23 protein-coding genes and 1 tRNA gene are annotated in these 24,722 nt (G+C 66.1%); 9 read left to right on the plus strand and 15 right to left on the minus strand.

All coding sequences use genetic code 11. The features are described 5' to 3' along the window. Positions 1–115 precede the first annotated feature (115 nt). From AC4LGL_RS21330 to AC4LGL_RS21340, 3 genes are read right to left on the minus strand one after another with little or no spacing between them, the layout of a single operon-like run. Positions 116–1,570 carry a flavin-containing monooxygenase gene (locus AC4LGL_RS21330; protein ID WP_491840511.1) on the minus strand — a complete coding sequence of 485 codons (1,455 nt, stop codon included), beginning with the start codon at positions 1,568–1,570 and terminating at the stop codon, positions 116–118. Beyond that, positions 1,567–2,496, minus strand: a complete 930-nt coding sequence (locus tag AC4LGL_RS21335) for a patatin-like phospholipase family protein (RefSeq protein ID WP_491840512.1) — start codon at positions 2,494–2,496, stop codon at positions 1,567–1,569. The genes AC4LGL_RS21330 and AC4LGL_RS21335 overlap by 4 nt, the downstream gene beginning before the upstream one ends. Beyond that, a complete protein-coding gene (locus AC4LGL_RS21340; RefSeq protein WP_491840513.1) occupies positions 2,493–3,377 on the minus strand; it encodes an SDR family oxidoreductase in 885 nt (294 codons plus the stop codon). Before AC4LGL_RS21340 ends, AC4LGL_RS21335 begins: the two co-directional genes overlap by 4 nt. A 106-nt stretch (positions 3,378–3,483) precedes the next feature. Here AC4LGL_RS21340 and AC4LGL_RS21345 point away from each other — a divergent pair, with 106 nt between their 5' ends. Beyond that, positions 3,484–4,119, plus strand: a complete 636-nt coding sequence (locus AC4LGL_RS21345) for a TetR/AcrR family transcriptional regulator (protein ID WP_055115214.1) — start codon at positions 3,484–3,486, stop codon at positions 4,117–4,119. Between the two features lie 15 nt (positions 4,120–4,134). After that, on the plus strand, positions 4,135–5,169 hold the full coding sequence (locus AC4LGL_RS21350) for an alpha/beta hydrolase (protein WP_491840514.1): 1,035 nt from the start codon (positions 4,135–4,137) through the stop codon (positions 5,167–5,169). Here the strand turns inward: AC4LGL_RS21350 and AC4LGL_RS21355 are convergent. Next, a complete protein-coding gene (locus AC4LGL_RS21355) occupies positions 5,094–5,993 on the minus strand; it encodes a diacylglycerol kinase (RefSeq protein WP_491840515.1) in 900 nt (299 codons plus the stop codon). The genes AC4LGL_RS21350 and AC4LGL_RS21355 overlap by 76 nt on opposite strands. Then, the gene (locus AC4LGL_RS21360) at positions 5,990–7,570 is read right to left on the minus strand and encodes an FAD-binding oxidoreductase (RefSeq protein WP_491840755.1); all 1,581 of its coding nucleotides are present in this window, start codon (positions 7,568–7,570) and stop codon (positions 5,990–5,992) included. The genes AC4LGL_RS21355 and AC4LGL_RS21360 overlap by 4 nt, the downstream gene beginning before the upstream one ends. Positions 7,571–7,620: 50 nt before the next feature. Here AC4LGL_RS21360 and AC4LGL_RS21365 point away from each other — a divergent pair, with 50 nt between their 5' ends. Next, entirely contained in the window at positions 7,621–8,208 is a 588-nt protein-coding gene (locus tag AC4LGL_RS21365) for a TetR/AcrR family transcriptional regulator (RefSeq protein ID WP_491840516.1), read from the plus strand. Beyond that, on the plus strand, positions 8,205–9,752 hold the full coding sequence (locus AC4LGL_RS21370; RefSeq protein WP_491840517.1) for a glycerol-3-phosphate dehydrogenase/oxidase: 1,548 nt from the start codon (positions 8,205–8,207) through the stop codon (positions 9,750–9,752). The genes AC4LGL_RS21365 and AC4LGL_RS21370 overlap by 4 nt, the downstream gene beginning before the upstream one ends. 20 nt (positions 9,753–9,772) lie before the next feature. Here the strand turns inward: AC4LGL_RS21370 and AC4LGL_RS21375 are convergent, their stop codons facing one another. After that, the gene (locus AC4LGL_RS21375; protein ID WP_491840518.1) at positions 9,773–10,651 is read right to left on the minus strand and encodes a LysR family transcriptional regulator; all 879 of its coding nucleotides are present in this window, start codon (positions 10,649–10,651) and stop codon (positions 9,773–9,775) included. Positions 10,652–10,736: 85 nt separating this feature from the next. Between AC4LGL_RS21375 and AC4LGL_RS21380 the strand changes: the two genes are divergently transcribed. Next, positions 10,737–11,486, plus strand: coding sequence for an SDR family oxidoreductase (locus tag AC4LGL_RS21380; protein WP_491840519.1), 750 nt, complete (start codon positions 10,737–10,739; stop codon positions 11,484–11,486). A 76-nt stretch (positions 11,487–11,562) separates the two neighbouring features. Here AC4LGL_RS21380 and AC4LGL_RS21385 read toward each other — a convergent pair whose 3' ends face one another. The 7 genes from AC4LGL_RS21385 to aceE all read right to left on the minus strand — a co-directional run bounded on the left by AC4LGL_RS21385 (position 11,563) and on the right by aceE (position 21,253). After that, positions 11,563–12,987 carry an acyl-CoA carboxylase subunit beta gene (locus AC4LGL_RS21385; RefSeq protein WP_491840520.1) on the minus strand — a complete coding sequence of 475 codons (1,425 nt, stop codon included), beginning with the start codon at positions 12,985–12,987 and terminating at the stop codon, positions 11,563–11,565. A 32-nt stretch (positions 12,988–13,019) separates the two neighbouring features. Continuing rightward, positions 13,020–14,273 (minus strand): 3-oxoacyl-ACP synthase KasB, encoded by a 1,254-nt coding sequence (gene kasB, locus AC4LGL_RS21390; protein ID WP_491840521.1) that lies wholly within the window; start codon positions 14,271–14,273, stop codon positions 13,020–13,022. A gap of 75 nt (positions 14,274–14,348) precedes the next feature. Further along, on the minus strand, positions 14,349–15,599 hold the full coding sequence (gene kasA, locus AC4LGL_RS21395) for a 3-oxoacyl-ACP synthase KasA (RefSeq protein ID WP_491840522.1): 1,251 nt from the start codon (positions 15,597–15,599) through the stop codon (positions 14,349–14,351). Continuing rightward, positions 15,596–15,892: a meromycolate extension acyl carrier protein AcpM gene (gene acpM, locus AC4LGL_RS21400; RefSeq protein WP_003884427.1), complete on the minus strand. Its 297-nt coding sequence runs from the start codon at positions 15,890–15,892 to the stop codon at positions 15,596–15,598. Before acpM ends, kasA begins: the two co-directional genes overlap by 4 nt. An 88-nt stretch (positions 15,893–15,980) precedes the next feature. Then, positions 15,981–16,910, minus strand: coding sequence for an ACP S-malonyltransferase (locus AC4LGL_RS21405; protein ID WP_491840756.1), 930 nt, complete (start codon positions 16,908–16,910; stop codon positions 15,981–15,983). Between the two features lie 173 nt (positions 16,911–17,083). After that, on the minus strand, positions 17,084–18,367 hold the full coding sequence (locus AC4LGL_RS21410; protein ID WP_491840523.1) for a PucR family transcriptional regulator: 1,284 nt from the start codon (positions 18,365–18,367) through the stop codon (positions 17,084–17,086). A 96-nt stretch (positions 18,368–18,463) separates the two neighbouring features. Further along, positions 18,464–21,253, minus strand: a complete 2,790-nt coding sequence (gene aceE / locus AC4LGL_RS21415; RefSeq protein ID WP_491840524.1) for a pyruvate dehydrogenase (acetyl-transferring), homodimeric type — start codon at positions 21,251–21,253, stop codon at positions 18,464–18,466. A gap of 301 nt (positions 21,254–21,554) precedes the next feature. Here aceE and AC4LGL_RS21420 point away from each other — a divergent pair, with 301 nt between their 5' ends. The 4 genes from AC4LGL_RS21420 (at position 21,555) to AC4LGL_RS21435 (ending at position 23,145) form a co-directional block, all read left to right on the plus strand. Then, entirely contained in the window at positions 21,555–21,971 is a 417-nt protein-coding gene (locus AC4LGL_RS21420; RefSeq protein ID WP_491840525.1) for an Rv2240c family protein, read from the plus strand. 147 nt (positions 21,972–22,118) lie between these two features. Next, the gene (locus AC4LGL_RS21425) at positions 22,119–22,553 is read left to right on the plus strand and encodes a DUF3052 domain-containing protein (RefSeq protein WP_491840526.1); all 435 of its coding nucleotides are present in this window, start codon (positions 22,119–22,121) and stop codon (positions 22,551–22,553) included. After that, positions 22,553–23,014 carry a peroxiredoxin gene (locus tag AC4LGL_RS21430; protein ID WP_491840527.1) on the plus strand — a complete coding sequence of 154 codons (462 nt, stop codon included), beginning with the start codon at positions 22,553–22,555 and terminating at the stop codon, positions 23,012–23,014. Before AC4LGL_RS21425 ends, AC4LGL_RS21430 begins: the two co-directional genes overlap by 1 nt. Positions 23,015–23,070: 56 nt before the next feature. Continuing rightward, positions 23,071–23,145 (plus strand) — tRNA-Val (locus AC4LGL_RS21435). Between the two features lie 24 nt (positions 23,146–23,169). On the opposite strand, the gene AC4LGL_RS21440 is transcribed toward AC4LGL_RS21435, so the two are convergent. Together AC4LGL_RS21440 and AC4LGL_RS21445 are read right to left on the minus strand one after the other, a co-directional pair. Then, entirely contained in the window at positions 23,170–23,469 is a 300-nt protein-coding gene (locus tag AC4LGL_RS21440; protein ID WP_491840528.1) for a hypothetical protein, read from the minus strand. 235 nt (positions 23,470–23,704) lie between these two features. Next, a complete protein-coding gene (locus AC4LGL_RS21445) occupies positions 23,705–24,475 on the minus strand; it encodes a response regulator transcription factor (protein WP_491840529.1) in 771 nt (256 codons plus the stop codon). Positions 24,476–24,722 lie beyond the last annotated feature (247 nt).

A 24,722-nucleotide genomic window follows, 5' to 3' on the forward strand; every position in this document is an offset into this window, starting at 1 on the left:
ACCAGTCCACTCCACTCAGAACCCCGACCCAGACGAAACGTACCGTGTGCCGTTCACGGTGTCGGGCAAACACGCCGAATCGCCGGGGGTGGGTGGGTACCGCGAAGGCTCGCCGTCACCTGATCCGGTAGTGGGCGGGGTCCGGTGCGGACAGCATGCGCGTGAGGGTAGCCCGGTCGAACGGCCACAGGTCGATGGTTCCGGCGTCGGTGAAGTACCACGAGTTGCACCCGGTGTTCCAGACCGTCGGACCGAGCGCGTCGGCGACTGCGGCGTTGAACTCGTCGGTGGCCTCTTCGGTGACCTCGACCTCGCAGAGTTCGCCGTTCTCAAACCGCTTGAGCCAGGCCACGATGTAGCCGGCGGTGCGCTCGGCCGAGTACTGCAGCGGGATCGATCCCGTCGGTGAGTTCGGGCCGAGCACGGTGAACAGGTTCGGAAACCCGGGGATTGCTGTCATCCGGTAGGCCCGTGGACCCTTGACCCACGCCTCATCGAGGGTGATCCCGTCGCGGCCCACGACGGTCATCGGCCGCATGTAATTGTGTGCCTGGAAACCTGTGGCCAGCACCGCGACATCCACGTCGTGGTGCGTGCCGTCCGCGGTGCGGATACCTGTCGGGGTGAATTCCTGGATGGGATCGTCGACCAGCGTGGCATTGGGGCGCTTGATGGCGCGGTAGTACGTGCCCGAGACCACTTGCCGCTTACACAGCGGTTCATAATCCGGAATGAGTTTCGCCCGCAGCGTCCGGTCACGGACCTGGGCGGCCAGGCTCCACCGGGCATAGGACTGCACCAGTTTGCGTCGCCACGAGGGCGTGGTGACGACATCGGCGAGGATGTTCGAGCCCCACTGCAGACGTCGGAAGAGAAAGCCATGCCATCCCGGCCGCCGGTGCAGGACCTTGGCGAGCACCGACGACTGCCGCAGCGACATCGGTGCCCACAGGATCCACTGCGGGGATCTGGCGAAGTGCAGCAGCGTGCGGGCCTTGGGTTGCAGGGCCGAAACCACCTGCACGCCGGTCGATCCCGTGCCGATCACGGCGATTCGCCGACCGTCGGTCTCCACCCCCGGATCCCACCGCGCGGTGTGCACGATCTGCCCGCCGAAGGTGTCCATGCCGGGAATGTCGGGTATCGACGGATGGTGCAGCACCCCGGTGGCACAGATGACGAAATCGGCCGTCAGAGTGTCGCCGTCGGCCGTCGTGAGTGTCCATGACGTGGCGGTGCTGTCGTAACGCGCCTCGGTCACTTCGGTGTCGCACCGCAGATGGGCGTCGAGTCCGAACCGTGCCATGACATCGCGGTGATAGCGCTGGATGTCCTCACCGGTGGCCCAGATGTGGCTCCAGTCCGGTTTCGGTGCGAACGAGAACTGGTAGATCTGCGACGGCACGTCACAGGTGAGTCCCGGGTAGCGGTTCCAGTGCCAGACGCCTCCGACGTCCGAACCTTTTTCCAGGATGGTGAAATTTGTGAATCCGGCTTGCTGAAGCGTGTAGGCGGTGGCGATTCCGGCCATCCCCGCGCCGATGATGACGATGCGGACTTCGCGGCTCATCGAGCTTCCTCGCTGACGGCGAGTGCCCGCCGGACCGTGGTAGGTGCGGTCAGCATCGATGCCTCGAACGCCGACTGCCGCCGGTCACGGCGCATGAAGTGGGAACCCAGGCCTGCGAGATCTGCCGCGTCAGGACGGATGAGGACCACCTGGGTGCCACGCGCACGCACCGCCGCCACTTCGCGGTCCAGACCCACCGACATCGGCCGGCGCAGCAGACCGTGCTCCAGCCTGCCGCCGAGTCCCGGTGCGCGCGTTCCCGGTTCGGAGGCCATGGGGGTGATCACGTAGATCGTTTCGGCTTCCTCGGGTCCGATCAGATCGACGGATGCCGTCGAGGCGGCGCCACCGTCGACGAAGTTCCTGCCGCCGATCGTGACCGGCGGCATCCAGCCGGGGACCGCCCAGGATGCGCGTAGGGCTTCACCTGCGGTGGCCTGCGGCGCACCTGGCGCGCCGAAGGCGACACGTTCGCCACGCTGGTAGTCGAACGCGACCATCCGGGCACCGGGGTGTCTCATCCAACCTGTGCCATCGGAGAATCCGTCGGCAAGGCGCTGCAGCCAGTCGGTGTTGCCTCGACCGACGGGGGCGATGCCGGTGGCGGCGGCGAGACCCTTTTGGCCGACGAGCAGCCGGGGGTTGAGCAGGCGGGGCGCAGGAATCGGCGGCACGCTGGGCGGCGTGTCCGCGATGTGGCGGCGCAGGCGCTCGTCGGTAGAGGTGCCGCGCTGCATCGAGATCAGATCGCCCACCGTGGCACCGCCGCCGAGAATCGTGACGAGCTCGGCTCCCGCCGAGGTGCCCTGCAGCACAGCGGCGTCGCGCGGATCCCATCCGGTTTCTTCGGCCAGGGCATGCAGCGCCGCGACTGTCCACGCTCCTCCGATGGTCCCACCGCAGCCGATCACCAGTGCCTTGGTCATGGCGCCACCTCGGAATCGGACTGTGCACCATGGGCTTTCGACTGGCGGTCGAGACGCTGCAGGTAGCTGGATCGGCCCTGCGCATCGAGGGCGGTCAGGGCGCGGCGGTCGTCGATCCTGGCACGCACCGCGCTCTGGAGTGCCTCGGGCACCAACGCGTCCACCAGGGCCCACCCGGGAGCGACCCAACCCGGCACCGAGGTGCGGGCGGCGTGAGTGCGGACAGTTTTGAGGATCGCGCGTGCGACATCATCGGGATCCACTGTGGGAAGGCCGTTTCCGAGCTGCACGCCAGAGGTGAGTTCGGTTCGAACCGCTGACGGCAGCACTGCCGACACGGTGATCCCGGTGCCCGCGTACTCGCGACGTGCGGCCAATGACGCGCCGAGTGCGGCGAACTTGCTGGCGTTGTAGGTCACCATGCCGGGGATCGGGATCATGCCCGCCATCGACGCGACATTGACGACGTGCCCGCGCCCACGGGCCACCATCGACGGGACCACGGCGCGCATGCCGTTGAGGACGCCACGAACGTTGACGTCGAGGATCAGGTCAGTGGTGGCCTCCGGTTCGGCGTCGAATGCACCGAGGGGCATGACCCCGGCGTTGTTGACCAGGATGTCGACGCGGCCCGATTCCCGGACGACGTCGGAGACGAAGCGATCCCACGACGACCGCTGCGTGACGTCGAGGTAGGCCGCCCGGCAGCGGGGGATACCGGCCGCGGTCGTCGCAGCCACATCGGCATCGACATCACCGATCCATACCGTGGCGCCACGGGCCGAGAACAGCTCCGCCGTCTTGGCACCGATGCCCCGCGCCCCGCCGGTGACGATCACCACCGCGCCGTCCACCGACGCCTTCCGCTGTGAAAACCGCACGTCATGCCTCCCCTGAAGTCGCTTCACGACCGTTCGGATACTGACGGTATCTGAATACTTTGAGTTAAATCAATACCCAAAGTCTGCTGCGCTCTATCATCAGCGCATGCCGCGGCTGACCAGGGCTCAACGCCAGGAACAGACGCGGGCCGAGCTGTTGCAGGCCGCCAAAAAGCGCTTCCTGAGCCACGGGTATGCCGCCACGAGCCTCGAAGACATCGCCGACGACGCGGGCTTCTCCAAGGGAGCCGTGTACTCCAACTTCGGCAGCAAACCCAACCTCTGCCGCGATGTCCTCGAGTTGATCCACCGCGAGAAGTTCGCCGAGATGGCCGAACTCGCGATATCCGATGCCGAGTTGGACACCCGCGTGGAGGCGTTGAGCGCCTGGCTGGAGCGCACCGCAGGCGACGTCGGCTGGACCATGCTCGAACTCGAATTCGCGGTCCTGTCGCGGAACAACCCCGAGCTGGCCCAGATGATCACGGCGTTGCGCAACGAGGCCGCGCAGATGGTCATCGACGTGGTCAGGTCGATGTCTGCTGAGCTCGGCCTCACCGAAACGCAATTGGTGAACAGCGACGTGGCAGCGAGCCTCGAGGATCTCGGCAGTCTGCTGCTCAGTGCCGGGATCGGCCTCGGCATCCAGCGGGCCATCGATCCCTCGGTGCCGGCGCGGCCGTTCACCGACGCATTCGGGCACCTGGTGAAACTGCTTGCCGCCCTGGGATCGCCGAAGTAACCCGAAGGAGTTTGGATGGAATTACCGGCCGCCGCACTGTCGACCCGACGCCCGAGTCGCAGATCCCGGGCGTGCTACGGCATCGCCCGCCGAACCCTCCTCGTCCAGGTACGTAGATCCGTCGCCTATCAAGGGAGTCGATCCGCCGAGGATCGCCTTACGGCAATCGGTCGTCGCATCAATGCACTCGCGCGGCTCCAGCGACTGCGTCCGAAGCGGGGGCTGCGGGTCAGCCGGATCACGCTGGGGCGCGTCACCGTCGAGACCATCCGCACCGCCGAAGCTGCACACCGCCCCCTGTCCGACGGTGCCATCCTCTATCTGCACGGCGGGGGGTTCTTTCTCGGCGGCTTCGACACCCACCAGCACGTCGTGGTCGCACTTGCCCGGCGAACCCAACTTCCCGTGGTGCACGTCGAGTATCGGCAGCACCCTGATGTGACCGTCGACGAATCCGTCGCGGACTGCCTGCGCGTCTACCGCTGGATGTTGGACCAGGGCGCAGAGCCGGCCAACACCGTGGTGGCAGGTGACTCGGCAGGTGGATTCCTGGCCTTCGCAACCGTTCTCGCCGCCCAGGCGCAGGATGTCGGTACGCTCGCCGGCGTCATCGGTGTCAGCCCACTGCTCGAACTCGACGGAGAACGCCGCTCCGGCCATCCCAACTTCGCCGAGGACAGGATGGGAATCGGACTTGCCCTGCCGATGATCGTCGAATGCGTCGGCCCCAAGGACTCGGACGGTCATGCCCTGTCACCGGTCAACGGAGTGCTCACCGATTTTCCGCCGAGCCTGATCATCGCGGCGGAATCGGAGGCACTGCGTTGCGATGCCGAACGCATGCATGAGGTGCTGACCGAAGCGGGCCGGTCGAGCACGCTCAAGGTCTGGCCCGGTCAGCTCCACGCTTTCCCGGCGTTCCTGCCGTTTCTGCCGGAGAGCCGGGAGGCCCGCGACTGCATGGTCGAGTTCATTCAGGACTGCTTGGGCACCAGTAAGCGCAGTGCAGCCGGCACCGCGGACACCGTGACCGGCAACGGAGCCGCGTAATCCCCGTCGGCGTAGGCGTTGATCCCTGGGCATTCCACGTGGATTGTCTTGGCCCGCTTGGTGGTCACCTCGTCGAGCTCGACGTGGGTGCCCTTGAAAACCGTGGGGAACAGGCGGATCAATCTGGTGCGGGATGCCGACGTGATCATCGTGACGTCGAGCAGTCCGTCCGAATGGTCCGCACCCGGGCAGATCAACATGCCACCGCCGTAACTGCGGGTGTTACCGAACGCCGCCAGGGTGAGGTCGGTGCGGATCTCTGGGTCGTCGTCAAACGTGAGCCGGAACGGCAGCAATCGTAGCTTCGAGATCTCCGCGACCATCGCCACGTTGTAGCGCATCCGGCCGTGCGGCCACCGCATCCGGTTGGTCCGGTCGCTGACCAGCGAATCGAATCCGGCGGCCATCACGGTGCCGAACCACTTGACCGCGCCGGCGGCATCCTCGATGTGACCGAGGTCGACCGTCTCGGTGTAGCCGTCGGCGATGACGTCGGCCGCGGCCTCGGGATCGCCTGTCGGCAAACGGTATTCGCGCGCGTGGTCATTGCCCGTCCCGGCCGGGACGATGCCCAGCGGGACATCGCCGGTGGCCAGCGCCTGCAGGGCCAGCGAGATCACCCCGTCGCCGCCGACCACCACGAGGGCGTCGGTGCCACGGTCGAGGGCCTCGTCGACCAGGCGGCGGGCGTGCGCGGCGTCGGTCCCGACGATGGCGCACACGTCGATGCCGCGCCGCTGGAGCTGCGCGACCGCCCGCTCGGCCGCATGCGGCGCATTGCCATGTCCCGATAGGGGATTGGTCAGGACCGTGACCCGATTCACGGAATCAGCTTGCCCGGGTTGAGGATTCCTGCCGGATCCAGTGTGGCCTTGACGGCGCGCAACACCTGGGCGCCGAGGTCTCCGATCTCGTCCCGCATCCACGGGCGGTGGTCCGCACCGACGGCATGGTGGTGGGTGATGGTGCCGCCGTTGCGCACCATCGCTTCGGAGGCCGCGGTCTTCGCGGCCTGCCACTGCTCGATCGGGTTGCCGCGCTGGGCGGCGACGACCGTGAAGTAGAGCGAGGCGCCCGTGGGGTACACATGCGAAATGTGGCACATCACCAGGGCCGGCGTGCCGGATTCGGCGAGCGCGGTGGTCAGGGCCTCGGTGACCGCGGCCTTCAGCGTGCCCAGGTTGGACCAGGTGGTGGCGGTCTCCAGTGTTTCGCACAATGCGCCGGCGGCCAGCAGTGAATCACGCAGATACGGTGCGTTGAACCGGCCGTGCTCCCAGCCTCGCGCCGGGGCCTCGCCCAGCGACGTGCCGCCCTGGGCTTCGAGGACTGCGCGGGTCTCCTCGTGGCGGCTCTCGGTGTGCGCCGCGGTGCCCTCGAACAGCGTGATGGCCAAGCAGCCCCCGGTGATGCTCTGCTCGCCGATGCTGTCGGTGGTGGCCAGGTTCACCCCGGTCTCGGCCTCATTGGACAGCCGGATCACCGTCGGCCCGGTGCCGGTCTGGATGACCGCCCGCAGCGCCTCGGCGCCGGTCGCGAAATCCGGGAAGGACCACGCCTCGTAGCGGGTGGTCTCGGGCACCGGGTGCACGCGAACCCGGACCCGGGTGATGACACCGAACACCCCTTCCGAACCGAGGAGTAGCTGGCGCAGATCCGGTCCGGCCGCCGAGGCCGGGGCGCGACCGAGCTCGAGCGTCCCCGCCGGGGTCACGGCGCGCAGTCCACGGACCATGTCGTCGAAACGCCCGTAGCCGGCCGAATCCTGCCCCGAGGACCGGGTGGCGGCGAACCCGCCGATGGTGGCGAACTGAAAGCTCTGCGGAAAGTGGCCCAGCGAGAAGCCATGTGCGCCCAGCAGTGCCTCGGCCTGTGGCCCGGTGACGCCCGCGCCCAGTTCTGCCTCGCCGCTCACCTCGTCGAGGCTGTGCAGCGCGTCGAACCGGCGCAGATCGAGCGCCACGACCGCGGCGAAGTCGCCGCGCAACGGATCGAGGCCGCCCACCACGCTGGTCCCCCCGCCGAACGGGACGACCGCGATGCGGTGTTCGGAACAGTAGGTCAGGATTGCGGCGACCTCGTCGTCAGTGCCGGGCAGCAGGACCGCATCGGGTGCATCCTGAACGGCGGAACCATTGCGGCGCAACAGGTCCAACGTCGACTTGCCGCCGGCGCGCAGTAGCCGTGACATGGTGTCGGTGCCGCAGTGGGGTGCACCGACGATGGCGGCGAGGGCCTCGCGATCGGCGTCGGTCAGGGCCGACGGCTGCAACTGCACCTGCTCGGGTGTCGGCTCTGCCGCCGGAGCTGCGTCGACGCCCAGCGCCTGTTGCAGCAGGGAGCGGATTCCGTCGGACAGCGGCTTGGCCGCGTCCGGATCGCCCCAGGCATTCCACTTCATCGGAGGCAGAAACTGTTCGGCCGGCTGAGTCATGCGTTACAGTATTACACATGATGTCAATCAGTAACGAGAGATCGCTGAGCGACCAGATCTTGGATGCCGCCGCGAGCTGCGTGCTGGCCTTCGGCGTGGACCGGGTGACCCTGGCCGAGATCGCCCGCCGGGCCGGGGTCAGCCGCCCGACCGTGTACCGGCGTTTCCCCGATACCCAGTCGATCCTGGCTGCGCTGCTCACTGCGCGGGTTGTCGGTGTCCTCGATGCAACCGAAGTGAGCGGTCCGGACCGGGCGGCGCTGGTCGACCGCATCGTCACGGTGGCCGCGCGGCTGCGTCACGACGAGGTGATCATGGCGGTCCTGCACTCGGCGCCGGAGGTGGCGATGGTCTACATCTCCGAGCGGCTGGGCACCAGTCAGCAGATCCTGATCGATGCACTGGCCGGGGAACTCAAGCTCGCCCAGGAGGTGAGCTCTGCAACCGACCGGGTCCGCGCGGGGGATCCCCGCCAGCTGGCGACCATGTGCCTGCTGATCACCCAGTCGGCAATCCAGTCCGCGCAGATGGTCGAGCCCATCCTCGACGCCGATGCCCTGGCGGTCGAGCTCACCCACGCACTGAACGGATACCTGGCATCATGACCGGCCCGACTGCGCTCAATCACACGAGGCGCACAACCGAATTGGCGGCACTCGCCGACGGCGAACAGGTCGACGTGATCGTCATCGGCGGCGGGATCACCGGTGCGGGCATCGCCCTGGACGCCGCCACACGGGGTCTGAGCGTGGCACTGGTGGAAAAGCACGATCTGGCCTTCGGGACCAGTCGGTGGAGCTCGAAACTCGTACACGGCGGACTGCGCTACCTGGCCACCGGCAACATCGGGATCGCTCGCCGCAGTGCCATCGAACGCGGAATCCTGATGACCCGCAACGCACCCCACCTCGTCAAGGCCATGCCGCAGCTGGTGCCGCTGTTGCCGTCGATGGGCCGCGGGTCACGCGCGTTGGTGCGCACCGGATTCGTGGCCGGAGATGGGCTGCGCAGGCTGGCCGGTACCAGCGCGTCGACCCTGCCACGCTCACGCCGGGTGGACGCACGCCGCACTGTCGAACTGACCCCGACTGTGCGCACCGAGGGGCTCGACGGCGGTTTCCTGGCCTACGACGGTCAGCTCATCGACGACGCCCGTCTGGTGGCCGCCGTCGCCCGCACCGCCGCGCAGCACGGAGCCCGCCTCCTGACGAGGGTGTCGGCCGGCGCTGCCGGCGCCACCTCGGTGCAGCTGACCGACGAACTGACCGGCGATTCCTTCGATGCGTCCGCGCGCGTGGTGATCAACGCCGCCGGCGTGTGGGCCGGTGATCTCGACCCGGCGCTCACGTTGCGCCCCAGTCGCGGAACACATCTGGTATTCGATGCCGCGGCCTTCGGCAATCCCACCGCGGCCCTGACCATTCCGATACCGGGGGAGTTGAACCGGTTCGTCTTCGCGATGCCCGAACAGCTCGGCCGGGTCTATCTGGGGCTCACGGACGAAGATGCACCGGGTCCCATTCCCGATGTGCCCCAACCGACTCCGGGTGAGGTCAACTTCCTGTTGGACACCGTCAACACCGCGCTGGCCACCGACCTGACCACCGAGGATGTGCGGGGCGCCTATGCCGGGCTGCGGCCGCTGATCGATACCGGGGAGGGCAATACGGCCGACGTGTCCCGCGAGCACGCGGTGGTGGAGTCGGCGAGCGGGGTGATCAGCATCATCGGTGGGAAGCTCACCGAGTATCGCTACATGGCCCAGGATGTGCTCGACCGGGCTCTGGCGCTGCGCGGGCTCACCGCCTCGGGGTGTCGTACCGCCAACCTGCCGCTCGTCGGCGCGCCGGCGAATCCGGTGTCCACCTTGCGATCTGAACACGCGTTGCCGTCGTCACTGGTCGCGCGGTACGGCTCCGAGGCTCCCAACGTGATCGCGCGGGCACAGTGCGCTCGCCCCACCGAGCCGGTGGCCGAGGGAATCGACGTCATTCGCGCGGAATTCGAGTACGCCGTCACGCACGAGGGCGCCCTGTGTGCCGATGACATCCTCGACCGGCGCACGCGTATCGGGCTGGTCAGCGCAGACCGGGACCGTGCCGCCGGCGTGGCCGCCGAGATGATCGCCGAATTCGGGGAAGTCGAGTAGCCGGCGAACCCGGTCTGTGACTACGGCTGCGCCAGCAGCGTTTCGCGCACCGCTGAACTGGTGTGGCGCTGCCACATCGCCTGGGCGCCCACCAACAGCGGTGGTTCGAGTTCGATGACCATCACCCGGCCGTCCATGGCAGGGCCGGGGGGAGTGGTGACGAACGTGACCGCCCCAGTCGTGAGAGGGGCTGCGACGGTGGCCGCGCCTTGGACCCGGCTGACGACGTATTCGGGTTCGAAGCCGGCCCGCCGGCAGGCACCTATCAGAAAGTCGCTGTAATACGACGCCCCAGGGGGAGCCCACAGGGCGATGCGCTCGCCGGCCAGCTCGTGAATGCCGACGACCGGCCGGGCGGCCAGCCGGTGTTCACGCGGCACCGCTAGCCGAATGCGGTCGTAACCCAGGATGGCCGTTGCCAATTCGTTGGTCGGAACAACTCCCCGGCGTAGACCGAGGTGCACGCTGCCGTCGAGCACCGCATCGGTGAGCTGATCGGGGTAGAGCTGACGAAAGGTGAAGGAGGTGTCGGGGAATGCGTAGATGGCGGGTTCGAGACGGGTATAGGCCTCGCTGCCGCTGAGTGCCGGGGTGTGGCCGACTACGAACATCTCGGCGGTTCCGTGGGCGCTGTGTTGCACCCGTGTGGCCACGGTCTGTGCCGCTGCCAGCAGTGGCCGGCCCTCGGCGAGCAGCAACTCACCGGCCCGGGTGAGCGTCAGGCGGCGGCCTTCGCGCCGGAACAGCGTGGCACTGAGGTCCTTCTCAAGTTGCTGCATGGAACTGCTGAGAGCCTGCTGGCTAATGTGCAGCGAAGTGGCCGCAGCGGTAACGCTACCGACATCGGCGATGGCGATAAACTGACGTAAACGTCGCAGATCAGGCACGTCCGGTGACACTGGTTCACCCTATACAACTTGTGCTTGTGGATGCCTCCGGTTTTTGCGTTGTTGCTCTGTGAATGACGAAACTACGCTTGTGATTGTGAGCAAACTAGAGGGTAAGTCAGCAATCGTTGCCGCCGGCGCGAAGAACCTGGGTGGTCTGATCAGCGCGACGTTGGCTTCGAGGGGTGTCAATGTCGCGGTTCACTACAACAGTGCCTCCAGCGAGGCCGACGCCGACAAGACGGTGGCGGCAGTGCAGGCCGCCGGGGTCAAGGCGGTCAAGGTGCAGGGCGATCTGACGGTGCCGGCCAATGTCGAGAAACTGTTCGACACTGCGATCGATGCCTTCGGTAGCGTCGACATCGCGATCAACACCGTCGGCAAGGTACTGCGTAAGCCGTTCGTGGAAACCACTGAGGCCGAATATGACTCGATGTTCGACATCAACGCCAAGGCGGCCTATTTCTTCCTGCAACAGGCAGGCAAGCGGCTCAACGACAACGGCTCGGTGGTCACCATCGTCACCGCATTACTGGCGGCCTACACCGACGGGTACTCGACCTACGCGGGCTCCAAGAGTCCCGTCGAACACTTCACCCGCGCCGCCTCCAAGGAATTCGGCGTCCGCGGCATCAACGTCAACAACGTCGCCCCCGGCCCGATGGACACGCCGTTCTTCTACCCGCAGGAAACCCCGGAGCGGGTCGAATTCCACAAGTCACAAGCGATGGGCAACCGGCTGACCGAGATCACCGACATCGCCCCGCTGGTCGTGTTCCTGGCAGACGAGGGCCACTGGATCAACGGGCAGACCATCTTCGCGAACGGTGGTTACACCACGCGCTGAAACGCCGAATGGCCAGTTATTGCACGGGCTTTCGCCTGAAATGTGCAATAACTGGCCATTCGCGCCAGCTGAAGAGTTACAGCGGGATGTTCTTGTGGCGGCCGCGCCGGTGCGGGGCCTCGGCCAGCGCCTGCGTCAACTTGCTGCGGGTGTGGGCCGGGTCGATCTTCTCGTCGACCACGCCGATCTCGATCGCCGAATCCACACCGCCGGCGATGCGCTCGTGCTCGATCGCGAGTTCCTCGTGCAGGGTGTCGCGTTCGGCAGGATCGGCGACTGCGGCCAGCTTGCGCTTGTGCAGGATGCCGACGGCCGCCTTGGCGCCCATGACCGCGACCTCGGCGTCCGGCCAGGCGAACACCTTGGTGGCGTTGAGCGACCGCGAGTTCATCGCGATGTAGGCGCCGCCGTAGATCTTGCGGGTCACCAGGGTGACGCGGGGGACCGAGGACTCACCGAAGGCGTGCAGCAGCTTGGCGCCGCGACGCACCACGCCGCCCCATTCCTGATCGACACCCGGCAGGTAGCCCGGAACGTCGACGACCACCACCAGTGGAATGCCGAAGGCGTCGCACAACCGCACGAAACGTGCTGACTTCTCGGCGCTTTCGGAGTTCAGGCAGCCACCGAGGCGAAGCGGGTTGTTGGCGATCACGCCGACCGACCGGCCGGCCAGGCGACCGAGGCCGACGACGATCGACGGGGCCCACTTACCCTGGAACTCCTCGAAAGGCACACCCTCGTCGAGGAGAGCCTCGATGATCGGGTGCACGTCGTAGGCGCGGCGAGCCGATTCGGGCATCAGCGCGGCCAGGTCGGTGTCGCCGGCCTCGGCCTTGGTGCGATCGAAATGACCCTGCTGGCTGAACAATCCGACCAGACGGCGGCCCCGCTCGTAGGCGTCGAGCTCGTCGTCGGCGACGATGTGGCACACACCGGACTTCTTGTGGTGGGCGTCGGGGCCACCGAGCGACACCATGTCGACGTCCTCACCGGTGACACTGCGCACCACGTCCGGACCGGTGACGAACACCTTGCTGTCCGGGGCCATGATGATCACGTCGGTCAGGGCGGGACCGTAAGCCGCACCGCCCGCGGCGAATCCGACGACCACCGAGATCTGCGGGATGTAACCCGACGCCCGGATCATCGCCTCGAAGACCAGGCCGACCGCGTGCAGCGCCTTGACGCCCTCGGCCAGCCGCGCACCGCCGGAGTGCCAGATCCCCACGATCGGGCTCTGCTCTTCGATGGCGTTGTCGTACGCGTTGACGATGTGGGCACAGCCCTCGATGCCCATGGCACCGCCCATCACGGTGCCATCGGTGCAGAACGCCACCGTGCGAACACCGTTGACCGTGCCGGCTGCCGCCAGCACGCCCGAGCGGTCCCGCTCGTGCAGCAGCTCGACGCTGCCGTCATCGAAGAAGGTCTGCAGGCGAAGCAGCGGGTCGCGGGGGTCGAGCGACTCGGCAGCGGTTTCGGGGGCCATGATCGTCATTTAGGTCTCCTTTAGTGGAAAGCTCTGGAAGCTCAGTACTTTCCGAAGGCGAGCGCGACGTTGTGCCCACCGAATCCGAACGAATTGTTGATGGCGTACTTGTAGTCGCCTTGCCGCGGCTCACCGGCCACCACGTCCAGATCGATCTCCGGATCGAGGTTGCGCAAGTTGAGCGTCGGAGGAATGACGCCGTCACGCAGCGCCAAAACCGTCAGGATGGACTCCACAGCACCGACCGCGCCGACCGAATGGCCGAGCGCGGACTTGGGCGCGTAGACCGCGGGTGTGTGACCGCCCATCGCGTTGTTGATTGCCTTGCCCTCGGCCACATCGCCGACGCTGGTGCCGGTGGCATGCGCGTTGATGTGATCGATGTCTGTAGGTTGCAGGCCCGCCAGTTGGACGGCGCGGGTCATGGCGTAACCGGCCTGTTCGCCGTTCGGGTCCGGCGCCACGATGTGGTAGCCGTCCGACGTCACGCTCGCCCCCATGAGGCGGCCCAGGATGTTGGCGCCGCGTGCCTTGGCGTGCTCTTCGGTCTCGATGACCATCAGCGCACCGCCCTCGCCGAAGACGAATCCGTTGCGGTCTTTGTCGAATGGCCGACAGGCACCCGCCGGATCATCGTTGCTGTTGGACAGCACGATGCGCATCTGCGCGAAGCCGGCGATCGGCACGGCTTCGATCTTCGTTTCCACGCCACCACAGATCGCGATGTCGGCCTCACCGAGCACGATCTGGCGCCAGGCGTTGGCGATGGCTTCCGAACCCGAGGCGCAGGCGGAGATCGAGGTGCACACCCCGGCCTTGGCCTTGCGATCGAGTCCGACGGCTGCCGCCGCGCCGTTGGGCATGTACATCTGCACCACCAGCGGCGACACGGCGCGCAGCCCCTTGTTGCGCATCCCGTCGTACGCGAACACGAGTTCCTCGGAGGAACCCATGCCCGTGCCGATGGACACCATGAGCCGTCGGGTATCGACCTCCGGGGAGCCTGCGTTGGCCCAGACCCGGCGGCCGATCACCGTCGACATCTTTTGCAAATATGACAGTCGGCGCAGTTCTACCCGCGACAACTCGTGATCAAAGTCCTCCAGGAGATGACCACCGATGCGAACCGGCAGGTCGTACTCCTCGACGAACGAATCGGTGAGAGTGCGGATGCCACTCTGCCCGTCGAGCAGCTTCTTCCAAGTGCTTTCAGCATCGGTTGCCAGCGCCGTTGACATGGCTACGCCGGTGACAACCACATTGGGAAAACCATTCCCCGTGGACAATCCCGCCATATTTACGGAGTTCTTCCTTCCGTGCATTCCCTCGGTTTTTTACCCTCGGGTTTACCTACTGGACGTCTGCCGCCCTCAGTACTTCCCAAAGGCCAGAGCCACATTGTGGCCACCGAATCCGAACGAGTTGTTGATGGCGTACTTGTAGTCGCCATAACGAGGCTCGCCCGCAACCACATCGAGATCGATCTCGGGATCCGGTGTCTCATAGTTCAGCGTCGGGGGGATCACCCCGTCCCGCAAGGCGAGCACCGTCAACACCGACTCGAGGGCACCGACCGCACCGATCGAGTGACCGAGAGCCGACTTCGGCGCGTACACGGCAGCGTTCTGACATCCGGCAACGCGGATGGCATTGGCTTCGGCGGTGTCACCGATCGGGGTGGCCGTGCCGTGGGCATTGATGTGATCAATGTCCTTGGCTTCCAGACCCGCGGTTTCCATCGCCCGCTTCATCGCGGCACCGGCACGCTGACCGTTGTCCGCCGGAGCGACCATGTGGAAGGCGTCCGAGGTGATGCCGGCACCCATCAGGCGGGCCAGCGGCTTGGCGCCACGAGCCAGGGCATGCTCCTCGGTCTCGATGATCATCATCGCGCCGGCCTCGCCGAACACGAAGCCATCACGATCCTTGTCGAACGGCCTGGACGCACCCGCGGGATCCTCGTTGCGGGTCGACATGGCGCGCATCATCGAGAACGCTGCGATCGGCAGGGCCTCGATTCCGCCTTCCACGCCGCCGACGACGGCGAAGTCCGCGTCACCCATCACGATCTGACGCCAGCCGTGGGCGATGGCCTCGGAGCCCGACGAGCACGCCGACACCGGGGTGATGACCCCGGCACGGGCGCCCAGCTCCAGGCCGGCGACCGCGGCCGCACCGTTGGGCATGATCATCTGAACGGCGAGCGGGCTGACCTTGCGGATCCCGCCCTCGTTCATCGCGTCGTAGGTCTCGACGATCTTCTCGCCACCGCCGAGACCGGTGCCGATCACGACCGCGAAACGATCGGGATCGACCTCGGGCGCACCCGCGTTCTTCCATAGCCGGCGGGCCAGCACCAGAGACATGCGCTGCACGTAGGAATTACGGCGCAACTCGATGCGGGTCAGGTGACTGTCGACGTCATCGACGAGGTGACCACCGATACGCACCGGAAGGTCCCACTTGGTGACGAAGTCGTCGGTCAACTCACGGATGCCGCTTTCTCCGGCCAGGAGGCCCTTCCACGTGCTCTCGATGTCAGCAGCGAGCGCCGTGGTGGCCTCCACGGCAGTCACCACGACGTTCGGGAAGCCTCCGTTAGCAGTGGAAGGTTTTGTCATTCCGAGCCAAACTTCTCGCGCAGGGCGGCGGCGGCCTCGGGGTTCTCTTCTTCGAGCTTCTGGATGTAGGAGACCACGTCACCGACGGTGCGCAGGCCGGCCAGATCCTCGTCGGGGATCTTCACGCCGTACTTGTCCTCGGTCTGCACGGCGATCTCGACCATCGACAGCGAGTCGATGTCCAGGTCGTCGACGAACGACTTCTCGGGGGTCACCTCAGACGGCTCGATGCCGGTGACCTCTTCGATGATCTCGGCGAGACCGGCGATGATTTCTTCTTGACTGGCGGCCACAATGGCTCCTTCTTGTTGTTGACAGCCCTCCGGGTGCGGAGGACATACGGGACGTTCGGTTGGTGCTGCTATTCAGTTGTCGCTGGACTTACAGCTCGTCCAGCCCATCCAGGTCTGCTGGGGCTTTAATAGCCCTGGCCGGTGTGCCCTTCAGTTCGCGCTTCGCGATGCCGACCAGGGTGCCCGCCGGCGGGAACTCGACGATCCCGGCGCGCTCGGCGCCCTGGAAGCGATCCCGCAGGGTGGCGGTACACAGATCCCAGCGCACCGGCTTGGTCAGCTGGGACACCAGCTTCTCCATGGCATCGGCGGCCGAGGCGACGGGCTGGCCGTCTGCGTTCGACAGGAGAATCGTGGTCGGGCCCAAGGACTCTGTGGTCGTTACCGCTTCAACTGCGGCGGCGTAGCCGTCGAGGGCCGAGGCCATGTACCGGGTGTGGAATGCACCTGCGGTGGCCAGCTGACGGACGCGGGCCTTGGCCGGCGGATCCTCGGCGAGCTTCTCCAGCGCCGCGATCGCGCCGGCAGCCACGATCTGGCCGGCCGCGTTGCGGTTGGCGGGTACCAAGTCCAGCGACTCCAGCCGCGCCAGGACTTCGGCCTCGTCGCCACCGAGAACCGCCGACATGCCGGTCGGCTCGACCGCGCAGGCCTTGGCCATCTCGGCGCCACGGGTGGCGGCCAGCTTGACCGCATCATCGGCGGAGATGACGCCGGCGATCGCGTAGGCCGCGATCTCACCGACGGAATGGCCCGCGACGATGGTTTCAGCGGTCTGGGGGAGGCCCCGCTTGGTCAGTTCCTCATACGCCAGCAAGGTGGCGGCCACGACCAGCGGCTGGGTCACCGCAGTGTCGGTGATCTCCTCGGCGGTGGCGGTGGTTCCGAGGCGCGCCAGGTCCAGGCCGCTGATCTGCGACCACGTGGCGAGGCGATCGGCCGCACCGGGCAGCTCCAGCCAAGCGGAGAGCATGCCGGGCGTCTGCGATCCCTGTCCGGGGGCAAGCAATGCGAGCACGGGTTGAGGCACGTCATTAAGAGAACACTGTGAAGACGGTTTTGTGGGGTGTAAGAGATTATGAACCTTGTCTTATGTTTTTGTAGGTTCCCCACAAAAGTGCATGTTATGCGACGTTCCCTATATCGCAGCGCAATCTGGCACAGGCCTCTCGGGCGGCAGGTGATTCAAGATCAGGCCCGCTGCCTCGGGGAATGAGCCGGGCGAATCGCCGAGATGGCGGCGTTACCACCATATGGCGTGTTCGGCTGGTATGCCTGTTTGCTCAATCTGCCGACGGTCGACGCAACCCGCAGCACGTAGGCGTCCCGTGGAACGACCGGATCGCGGCCGGTGAAGTCGCCGATCCGTTTGAGCCGGTAGCGCACCGTGTTTGGATGAACGAACAATTTGCGTGCACAAGCTTCTATGGCGCCCCCGGAATCCAAGAACGCGTCGAGGGTCTCCGTGAGCGCCGGGCCGGCGTCGGCCAATGGGCGCATGACCTCGGTTTCCAGTGCTGCGATCGCAGTCTCGTCTCCCAGCAGAGCCCGTTCGGGCAGCAGCTCGCGTGCCGGCACCGGCCGGGGTGCGCCGGGCCAGCCGGCCACCGCGTTCATGCCGGAGATCGCCTCGGTCGCGCTGCGGTGTGCGGCCGTCAGTGTCGGGGAGGTCGGCCCGACCACCACCGGACCGTCCGCGAACACCGACAGCAGGTCCACCAGGAAGCGGTCGGTTGCTGACAGCGGGCCCGACACGATCGTCACCAACCAGGTTCCGTGCACGTCGGACAGTGCCGCCCGGTCGTGACGCTTCACGACGTCGTGGATGTCGTCGCGGGCCAGATCCAGCCGGTCCGGACGCGGCAGGCCGACGATCACCGTGGCCGGAGCGGTGGCGTCCCAGTTCAGCGCCGCCGCCTGGGACTGCAGCTCGGGCCCGGTATCCCCGCGCACCACGGCGTCGACGACGTTGGCCTCCATCCGCAGATCCCACGCCCCGCGGGCCTCGGCCTGGTCGGCGTACGCGCTGGCCGCCGCGAACGCCAGGTCCCGGCTGTAGCGCAGGATCCCTGCGGTCAGCGCGTTGAGCTGCACCTCGGAGCGGGCCAGCAGCGGCACCACCTCTTCGAAGAACTCCATCGAGGTCCGGACCATCTCGACCGATTGGCGTAGGGCGATCCGTCGACGCAGGTCCTGCGGCACCACCTCGAAAGCCTGCGCGGTGTAGCTGACGTCGCTTTCCGGGTCGCGCATCCACTCGACGAAGTTCACGACGGCGGTCTGCACGACCAACTGGACGCTGGCCCGCTGCGACGCGTCGAGATCGGAGAAGAAGTCGAGACGCTCGGCCATGGCGTGGACCGCCTCGGTGGCCAGCCGGCCGGAATACTGCTTCAACCGGCGCAGCGTCGACTCGGGCACGCTCTCAAGGACCTCGACGGTCGATTTGGGCGGCACGAACCGCTTGTCAGCCATCCCTAAAAGCTACGCCAATATTCTGGTGGATTCCTCCAAGAGGACCGCGCCGAGGGCTGTCGCTCCCTTAAGAGAGACAGCCCTCGGCGCCCTCGGCTAGGCGCTGCCGGTGTCGACGTAGGACACCGCCGCGGCGAACACGTCGTCGATCTTGTATTGCTTGGCCGCCGCGGTGGGCACCGAAGGATCGATCTCCCCGTCACGGGCCAGCCCTTCCAGTGCTGCCACCACGACCGACTCGGCGTCGGTGTTGAAGAAGCGCCGCGCAGCGGGCCGCGTGTCGGAGAAGCCGAAGCCATCGGTGCCCAGGGTGATGTAGGTACCGGGGACCCACGGCCGGATCTGCTCGGGCACCGCACGCATCCAGTCCGATACCGCCACCACCGGGCCGGCCGCATCGGCCAACGCGCTGGTGACATGCGGGGTGCGGGCGGGCTGATCCGGATGGCGCAGCCGGTGCCGCTCGATCTCCACGCCTTCGCGGTTGAGCTCGCCCCAGCTGGTCACCGACCACACGTCGGCCGCCACATCCCACTCCGCCGCCAGCATGTCCGCGGCGCGCAGCGCCTCGGGCATCGAGACGCCCGACGCCAGGATCTGAGCGGTGTTGCTGCGTGTCTCGGCGGCCCGCCGGTAGCGGTACATGCCGCGCAACAGGGCCTCGGTGTCCAGACCGGCCGGTTCGGCGGGCTGCACGTAGGGCTCGTTGTAGATGGTGATGTAGAAGAACACGTTCTCAGCGTGCTCGCCGTACATCCGCTGCAAGCCGCTCTCGATGATGTGGGCGATCTCGTAGGCGAACGCCGGGTCATAGGTCACCGCGGCCGGATTGGTCGACGCCAGCAGCAGCGAATGACCGTCGGCGTGCTGCAGGCCCTCACCGGTCAGCGTGGTGCGCCCGGCCGTCGCGCCGAGCACGAAGCCCTTGGCCATCTGATCCGCCGCGGCCCACAGGCCGTCGCCGGTGCGCTGGAACCCGAACATCGAATAGAAGATGTAGATCGGGATCATCGGCTCGTTGTGCGTCGAGTAGGAGGTGCCGACGGCCGTGAACGACGCGGTCGAACCGGCCTCGTTGATGCCCTCGTGCAGAATCTGGCCGACTTCGGATTCCTTGTAGGCCAGCATCAGTGCCGAGTCCACCGAGGTGTAGAGCTGCCCGTTGCGGTTGTAGATCTTCAGGCTCGGGAACCACGAGTCCATGCCGAACGTGCGCGCCTCGTCGGGGATGATCGGTACCAGCCGCGGTCCGATGTTCTTGTCCCGCAACAGTTCCTTGAACGTGCGCACCGTCGCCATCGTGGTGGCCACGGACTGGTTGCCGGACCCCTTCTTCAGCGCCTGGTAGGTCTCTGAGCCGGGCAATGGCAGCGGGGTGGTCTTGTTGCGGCGGGCCGGGACGAATCCGCCGAGGCTCCGGCGACGGTCCAGCAGGTACCGGATCTCTGGGGTCTCCGGTCCTGGGTGGTAGTACGGCGGCAGGTACGGGTCCTCTTCGAGCTGGGCGTCGCTGATAGGCACCCGGGTGACGTCGCGGAAGTCCTTGAGGTCTTGCAGCGCAAGCTTTTTCATCTGGTGCGTGGCGTTGCGGCCCTCGAAGTGGCTGCCCAGGGTGTAGCCCTTGATGGTCTTGGCCAGGATGATCGTCGGCTGGCCCTTGTGCTCCATCGCGGCGCGGTAGGCGGCGTACACCTTGCGGTAGTCGTGACCGCCGCGCTTGAGGTTCCAGATCTCCTGATCGGTCATCGGCTCGACCAGGGCCTTGGTACGCGGATCGCGACCGAAGAAGTGATCGCGCACGTAGGCGCCGTCGTTGGCCTTGTAGGTCTGGTAGTCGCCGTCGGGCGTGGTGTTCATCAGGTTGACCAGCGCGCCGTCGCGGTCGGCGTGCAGCAGCGCGTCCCACTCGCGGCCCCACACCACCTTGATGACGTTCCAGCCCGCGCCGCGGAAGAACGACTCCAGCTCCTGGATGATCTTGCCGTTGCCGCGCACCGGGCCGTCCAGGCGCTGCAGGTTGCAGTTCACCACGAAGGTCAGGTTGTCGAGCGCCTCGTTGGCGGCCACCTGGATCAGGCCGCGGCTCTCCGGCTCGTCCATCTCGCCGTCGCCGAGGAACGCCCACACGTGCTGATCGGAGGTGTCCTTGATGCCGCGGTCGTGCAGGTAGTGGTTGAACCGGGCCTGGTAGATCGCATTCATCGGACCCAGGCCCATCGACACCGTCGGGAATTCCCAGAAGTCCGGCATCAGGCGCGGGTGCGGGTAGGACGGCAGGCCGCCGCCGGGGTGGCTGTGCTCCTGGCGGAAACCATCCAGTTGGTCGGTCGTCAGCCGGCCTTCCAGGAAGGCGCGGGCGTAGATGCCGGGGGAGGCGTGGCCCTGGATGAAGACCTGGTCGCCGCCGCCCGGATGGGATTTGCCGCGGAAGAAGTGGTTGAAACCGACCTCATACAGCGACGCCGACGATGCGTACGTCGAAATATGGCCGCCCACACCGACTCCCGGGCGCTGGGCGCGGTGCACCATGATGGCCGCGTTCCACCGGATCCAGGCGCGATAACGTCGCTCGACGTCCTCGTCGCCGGGGAACCAGGGCTCCAGTTCGGTCGGGATGGTGTTGACGTAATCGGTCGACGTCAGGGCTGGGATGGCGACGCGCTTCTCGCGTGAGCGCTCGAGCAGTCGCAACATCAGGTACCGGGCGCGCGCCGGGCCGGAGCGCTCCAGCAACTCGTCGAACGACTCGAGCCATTCCGCGGTCTCGTCGGTATCGATATCCGGAAGGTAGGACGCAACCCCCTCCCGAATGACCCTCACCCGGTCGGGTTCGGCTGCGGTAGAGGAGTTTTGGGCCAGATCCTGGCGCACGAACTCGGTGGTCAACTTCCGCTCCTTGTTAGGCGGTAACAACTGACAGTGCTTGTGGCACCTTCTATCGTCCACCCATCTTGCCGCCTCCGCGCCGCTGGGGGTGGGGGTGCGTAAGTTACCCATGAGTTGCTTTGTGAACCGGTAACGTCTGCAGATCGTGCCGGTTGATGGGCGATTTGGGGCAAAGGCGAGGATTGCCGCGCGCGCAGTCGGCGGGGCCGCGGTGATCGCCATGGTGGTAGTGGGTTGTACGTCCATTACCGGCGGTACCGCACAGGTCGATTCCTCCGCTGCTCCCGTATACCGGGCATCGGTGAAAGCGTCGATCGAAGAGTCCTCTCTGAGCTCGGTGACCCGCGAATCCGAACGCCAGGCCTCGTTGACCACCCGCGCCGTGCACACCGTGTGCGAGGACCTCAGTACCTCCACGGTCGACGCAATCAATGCGGTCAACGGCTACGTCGAGGCGGTCAACAACGGGGGTGACACCGCCGCCAAGGCCGGCCCCGCGATCGACGGGCTCAACCGCAGCGCCGATCTGGTCGGTTCCGGCCTGTCGGACGCGCTGTCCCCGGATCTGCACGCCGCCCTGACCGAGTGGATCGACTCGGCGAGAGCCCTCGTCAGCGCCATTTCCGGCCACGTCGGCCCGGATGAGTTCAACGCCGTATCGCAGCGATCGAACACCGCACGAGAGAACGCACTCACCAGATGCGACAAGGCTTACTGACAGGTGCGCGGACAAACTCGCCCGCCGGACACCCGCACTGATGCCTCGTCGTGCGACGATAGATCGCAACACGCATCGCGCACGCGAATGAACGAGTGATGGTCAAGTCTTGAGAGAGGCTCGAGAAGAGGTTAAGGAGGACCGACGGTGGTCGCGGCGGGGACGGACTCAAGCCCGAACTACGCCCACATACTGGGCATCCAGAAGGATCAGATAGTCCAGGAACTGGGTTGGGACGAGGATAGCGACGACGACATCCGGGCCGATATCGAAGAAGCGTGCGGATCTGAGCTGGTAGATGAGGATTCGGACGAAGTAGTCGATGTCGTATTGCTCTGGTGGAGGGACGACGACGGGGATCTCGTCGACCGGCTGATGGATGCCATCACCCCACTCGCCGAGGACGGCGTGATCTGGGTGGTGACTCCCAAGACCGGTAGACCCGGGCACGTGCAGCCCGCGGAGATCGCCGAATCGGCGCCGACGGCCGGTCTCATGCAGACCTCGTCGGCCAAGTTGGGGGATTGGACGGCGAGCCGGTTGGTGCAACCCAAGTCGAAGGCTGCCGGAAAGAGGGGATAGTGCTCGCTGTCGGTGCCCCGGCGCCCGATTTCACGCTCCGGGACCAGAACGGCAGGCCTGTCACCCTCAGCGCGTACCGCGGTGCCAAGGACGTGCTGCTGGTGTTCTTTCCGTTGGCGTTCACCGGTGTGTGCGAGGGCGAGCTCGGAGAGATCCGCGACAAGCTGCCGCTGTACGAGAACGATCACACCGCGACGCTGGCTGTCTCGGTCGGCCCGCCCCCGACGCACAAGATCTGGTCCATCGAAAGTGGATTCACGTTCCCGGTGCTCTCGGATTTCTGGCCGCACGGCGAGGTCGCCCAGGCCTACGGCGTCTTCAACGACGAAGCCGGGTATCCGAACCGCGGCACGTTCGTCGTCGACAAGACCGGTAGGGTCCAGTTTGCCGAGATGATGGACCCGGGCCAGGCGCGCGATCAGGCGGTGTGGCGGGAGGCATTGGCGGCCTTACGGGTCTGACTAGTCTTCGCGGGATTTCCGGTCACGCCCCTGCGGCGTGTACCGTGCCTGCGACGGGGCGCGTAGCTCAGTGGTAGAGCTCTGGTTTTACACACCAGCGGTCGGCGGTTCGATACCGTCCGCGCCCACCAAGATCATCATCAGCCCGTCGGGCGTCATCCCTTGCAGTGCAGGTCGACGTAGACCGTGGTGTAGCGCGTTTGGGTGCCCACCTGGCCGGCCGGTCCCCGGATGATCCAGTTGTTCTTGACGTCGTGGCCGTCGCGCACCGCACTGACGGTGCACTGATCCACCGAGTTGTTGCCGACCTTGGCGACGATGACGTTGTAGCCGTCGGCCTTCAACTTGTCGATGGTCTCCTGCGCGGACGGGTTCGACGGTGCGGGGACGGCGGGAGCGGCCGTTATCAGGCCCAAGGCCGCTGCACCTCCGATAATCGCCACAACACCGGTCATTCGGTTATATCTTGGTCCTTTCATGATTGGAAACACCACCTTTCCAGTAGGTGAAATATCCTTCAGTCTAAGTTCGAATAGAGGTGGCATCGACCACCTCATATCGAAATCACATGTTTTCACCGGATGGTTTCCCACGGAGAATTCATATGAATCGAATGTCTAATTCACAGAGGATGGCCAGCGTCATAGAGTGCGCCATCGGCGATCCTAAGGTGAATTGCGTTCTAGAGAATCATTCCCCTGGCCGCAGCATGTATCCGACTCCGCGAACGGTGTGGATCATCGGCGAACGTCCGGTGTCGATCTTCTTCCGCAGATATGAGATGTAGAGGTCGACGATGCTCGACCGGCCGCCATATCCGTAATTCCACACCCGGTCCAGGATCTCGGCGCGGCTGAGCGCCCGGCGCGGGTTGCGCATCAAGTAGCGCAGCAGCTCGAACTCGGTGGCGGACAAGGACACGGGCACCCCGTCGCGCAACACCTCTCGGCTGGCGTCGTCAAGCACCAGATCACCCACCTGTAGCGTCTCGACCTCAGGTGATGCCACGTCACTGGATCTGCCCAGCAGGCCGCGTAACCGCGCCATGAGCTCTTCGAGGCTGAATGGCTTGGTCATGTAGTCATCGGCTCCCGCTGCCAGCCCCGGTGCGCGGTCCATCACCGAATCGCGCGCAGTGAGGAGCAGGGTCGGCGTGTAGCTGGCGGACTCCCGGACGCGTCGCAGAACCTCCAGCCCGTCGACATCGGGCAGCATGACGTCGAGCACCACGACATCCGGGTCGGTCTCATCGAAACTTGTGACAGCTTCCTGGCCGTTGCGAGCGACCTCCATCACCCAGCCCTCGTAGTGCAGGGCCATCTTCACCAGGTTGGCCAGCGCCGGCTCGTCGTCCACCAGCAGAACTCGAATGGGTGAACCGTCGGCACGGCGAATGCGCGGCTGTTGACCGGGGACCGCTCCCCGGGGTCGCTGCACACCTGTCACAGACGCCGATGTCATGATTCCATTTTCCTGACGACGGCAATCGCTGTCACCGAGGTCATATCGACTCCTAATGTGCGCAGCTCGCAATACGTTGAATGACGCATCGAACTGCATTCGAAGCGCAAACATTTGGGTTCGCTATGCGTCGGTCCGCATTGCTTGACGCCACTTTCCGACGATTAATAGCCTGGTAGTGGAGAACGGGTAAGCGATGATCGCCTACCCGCGGGTGAATTCGTTCGTGAATACTGCACAGCTTTCT

The sequence above is a fragment of the Mycolicibacterium arcueilense genome (assembly GCF_058536225.1).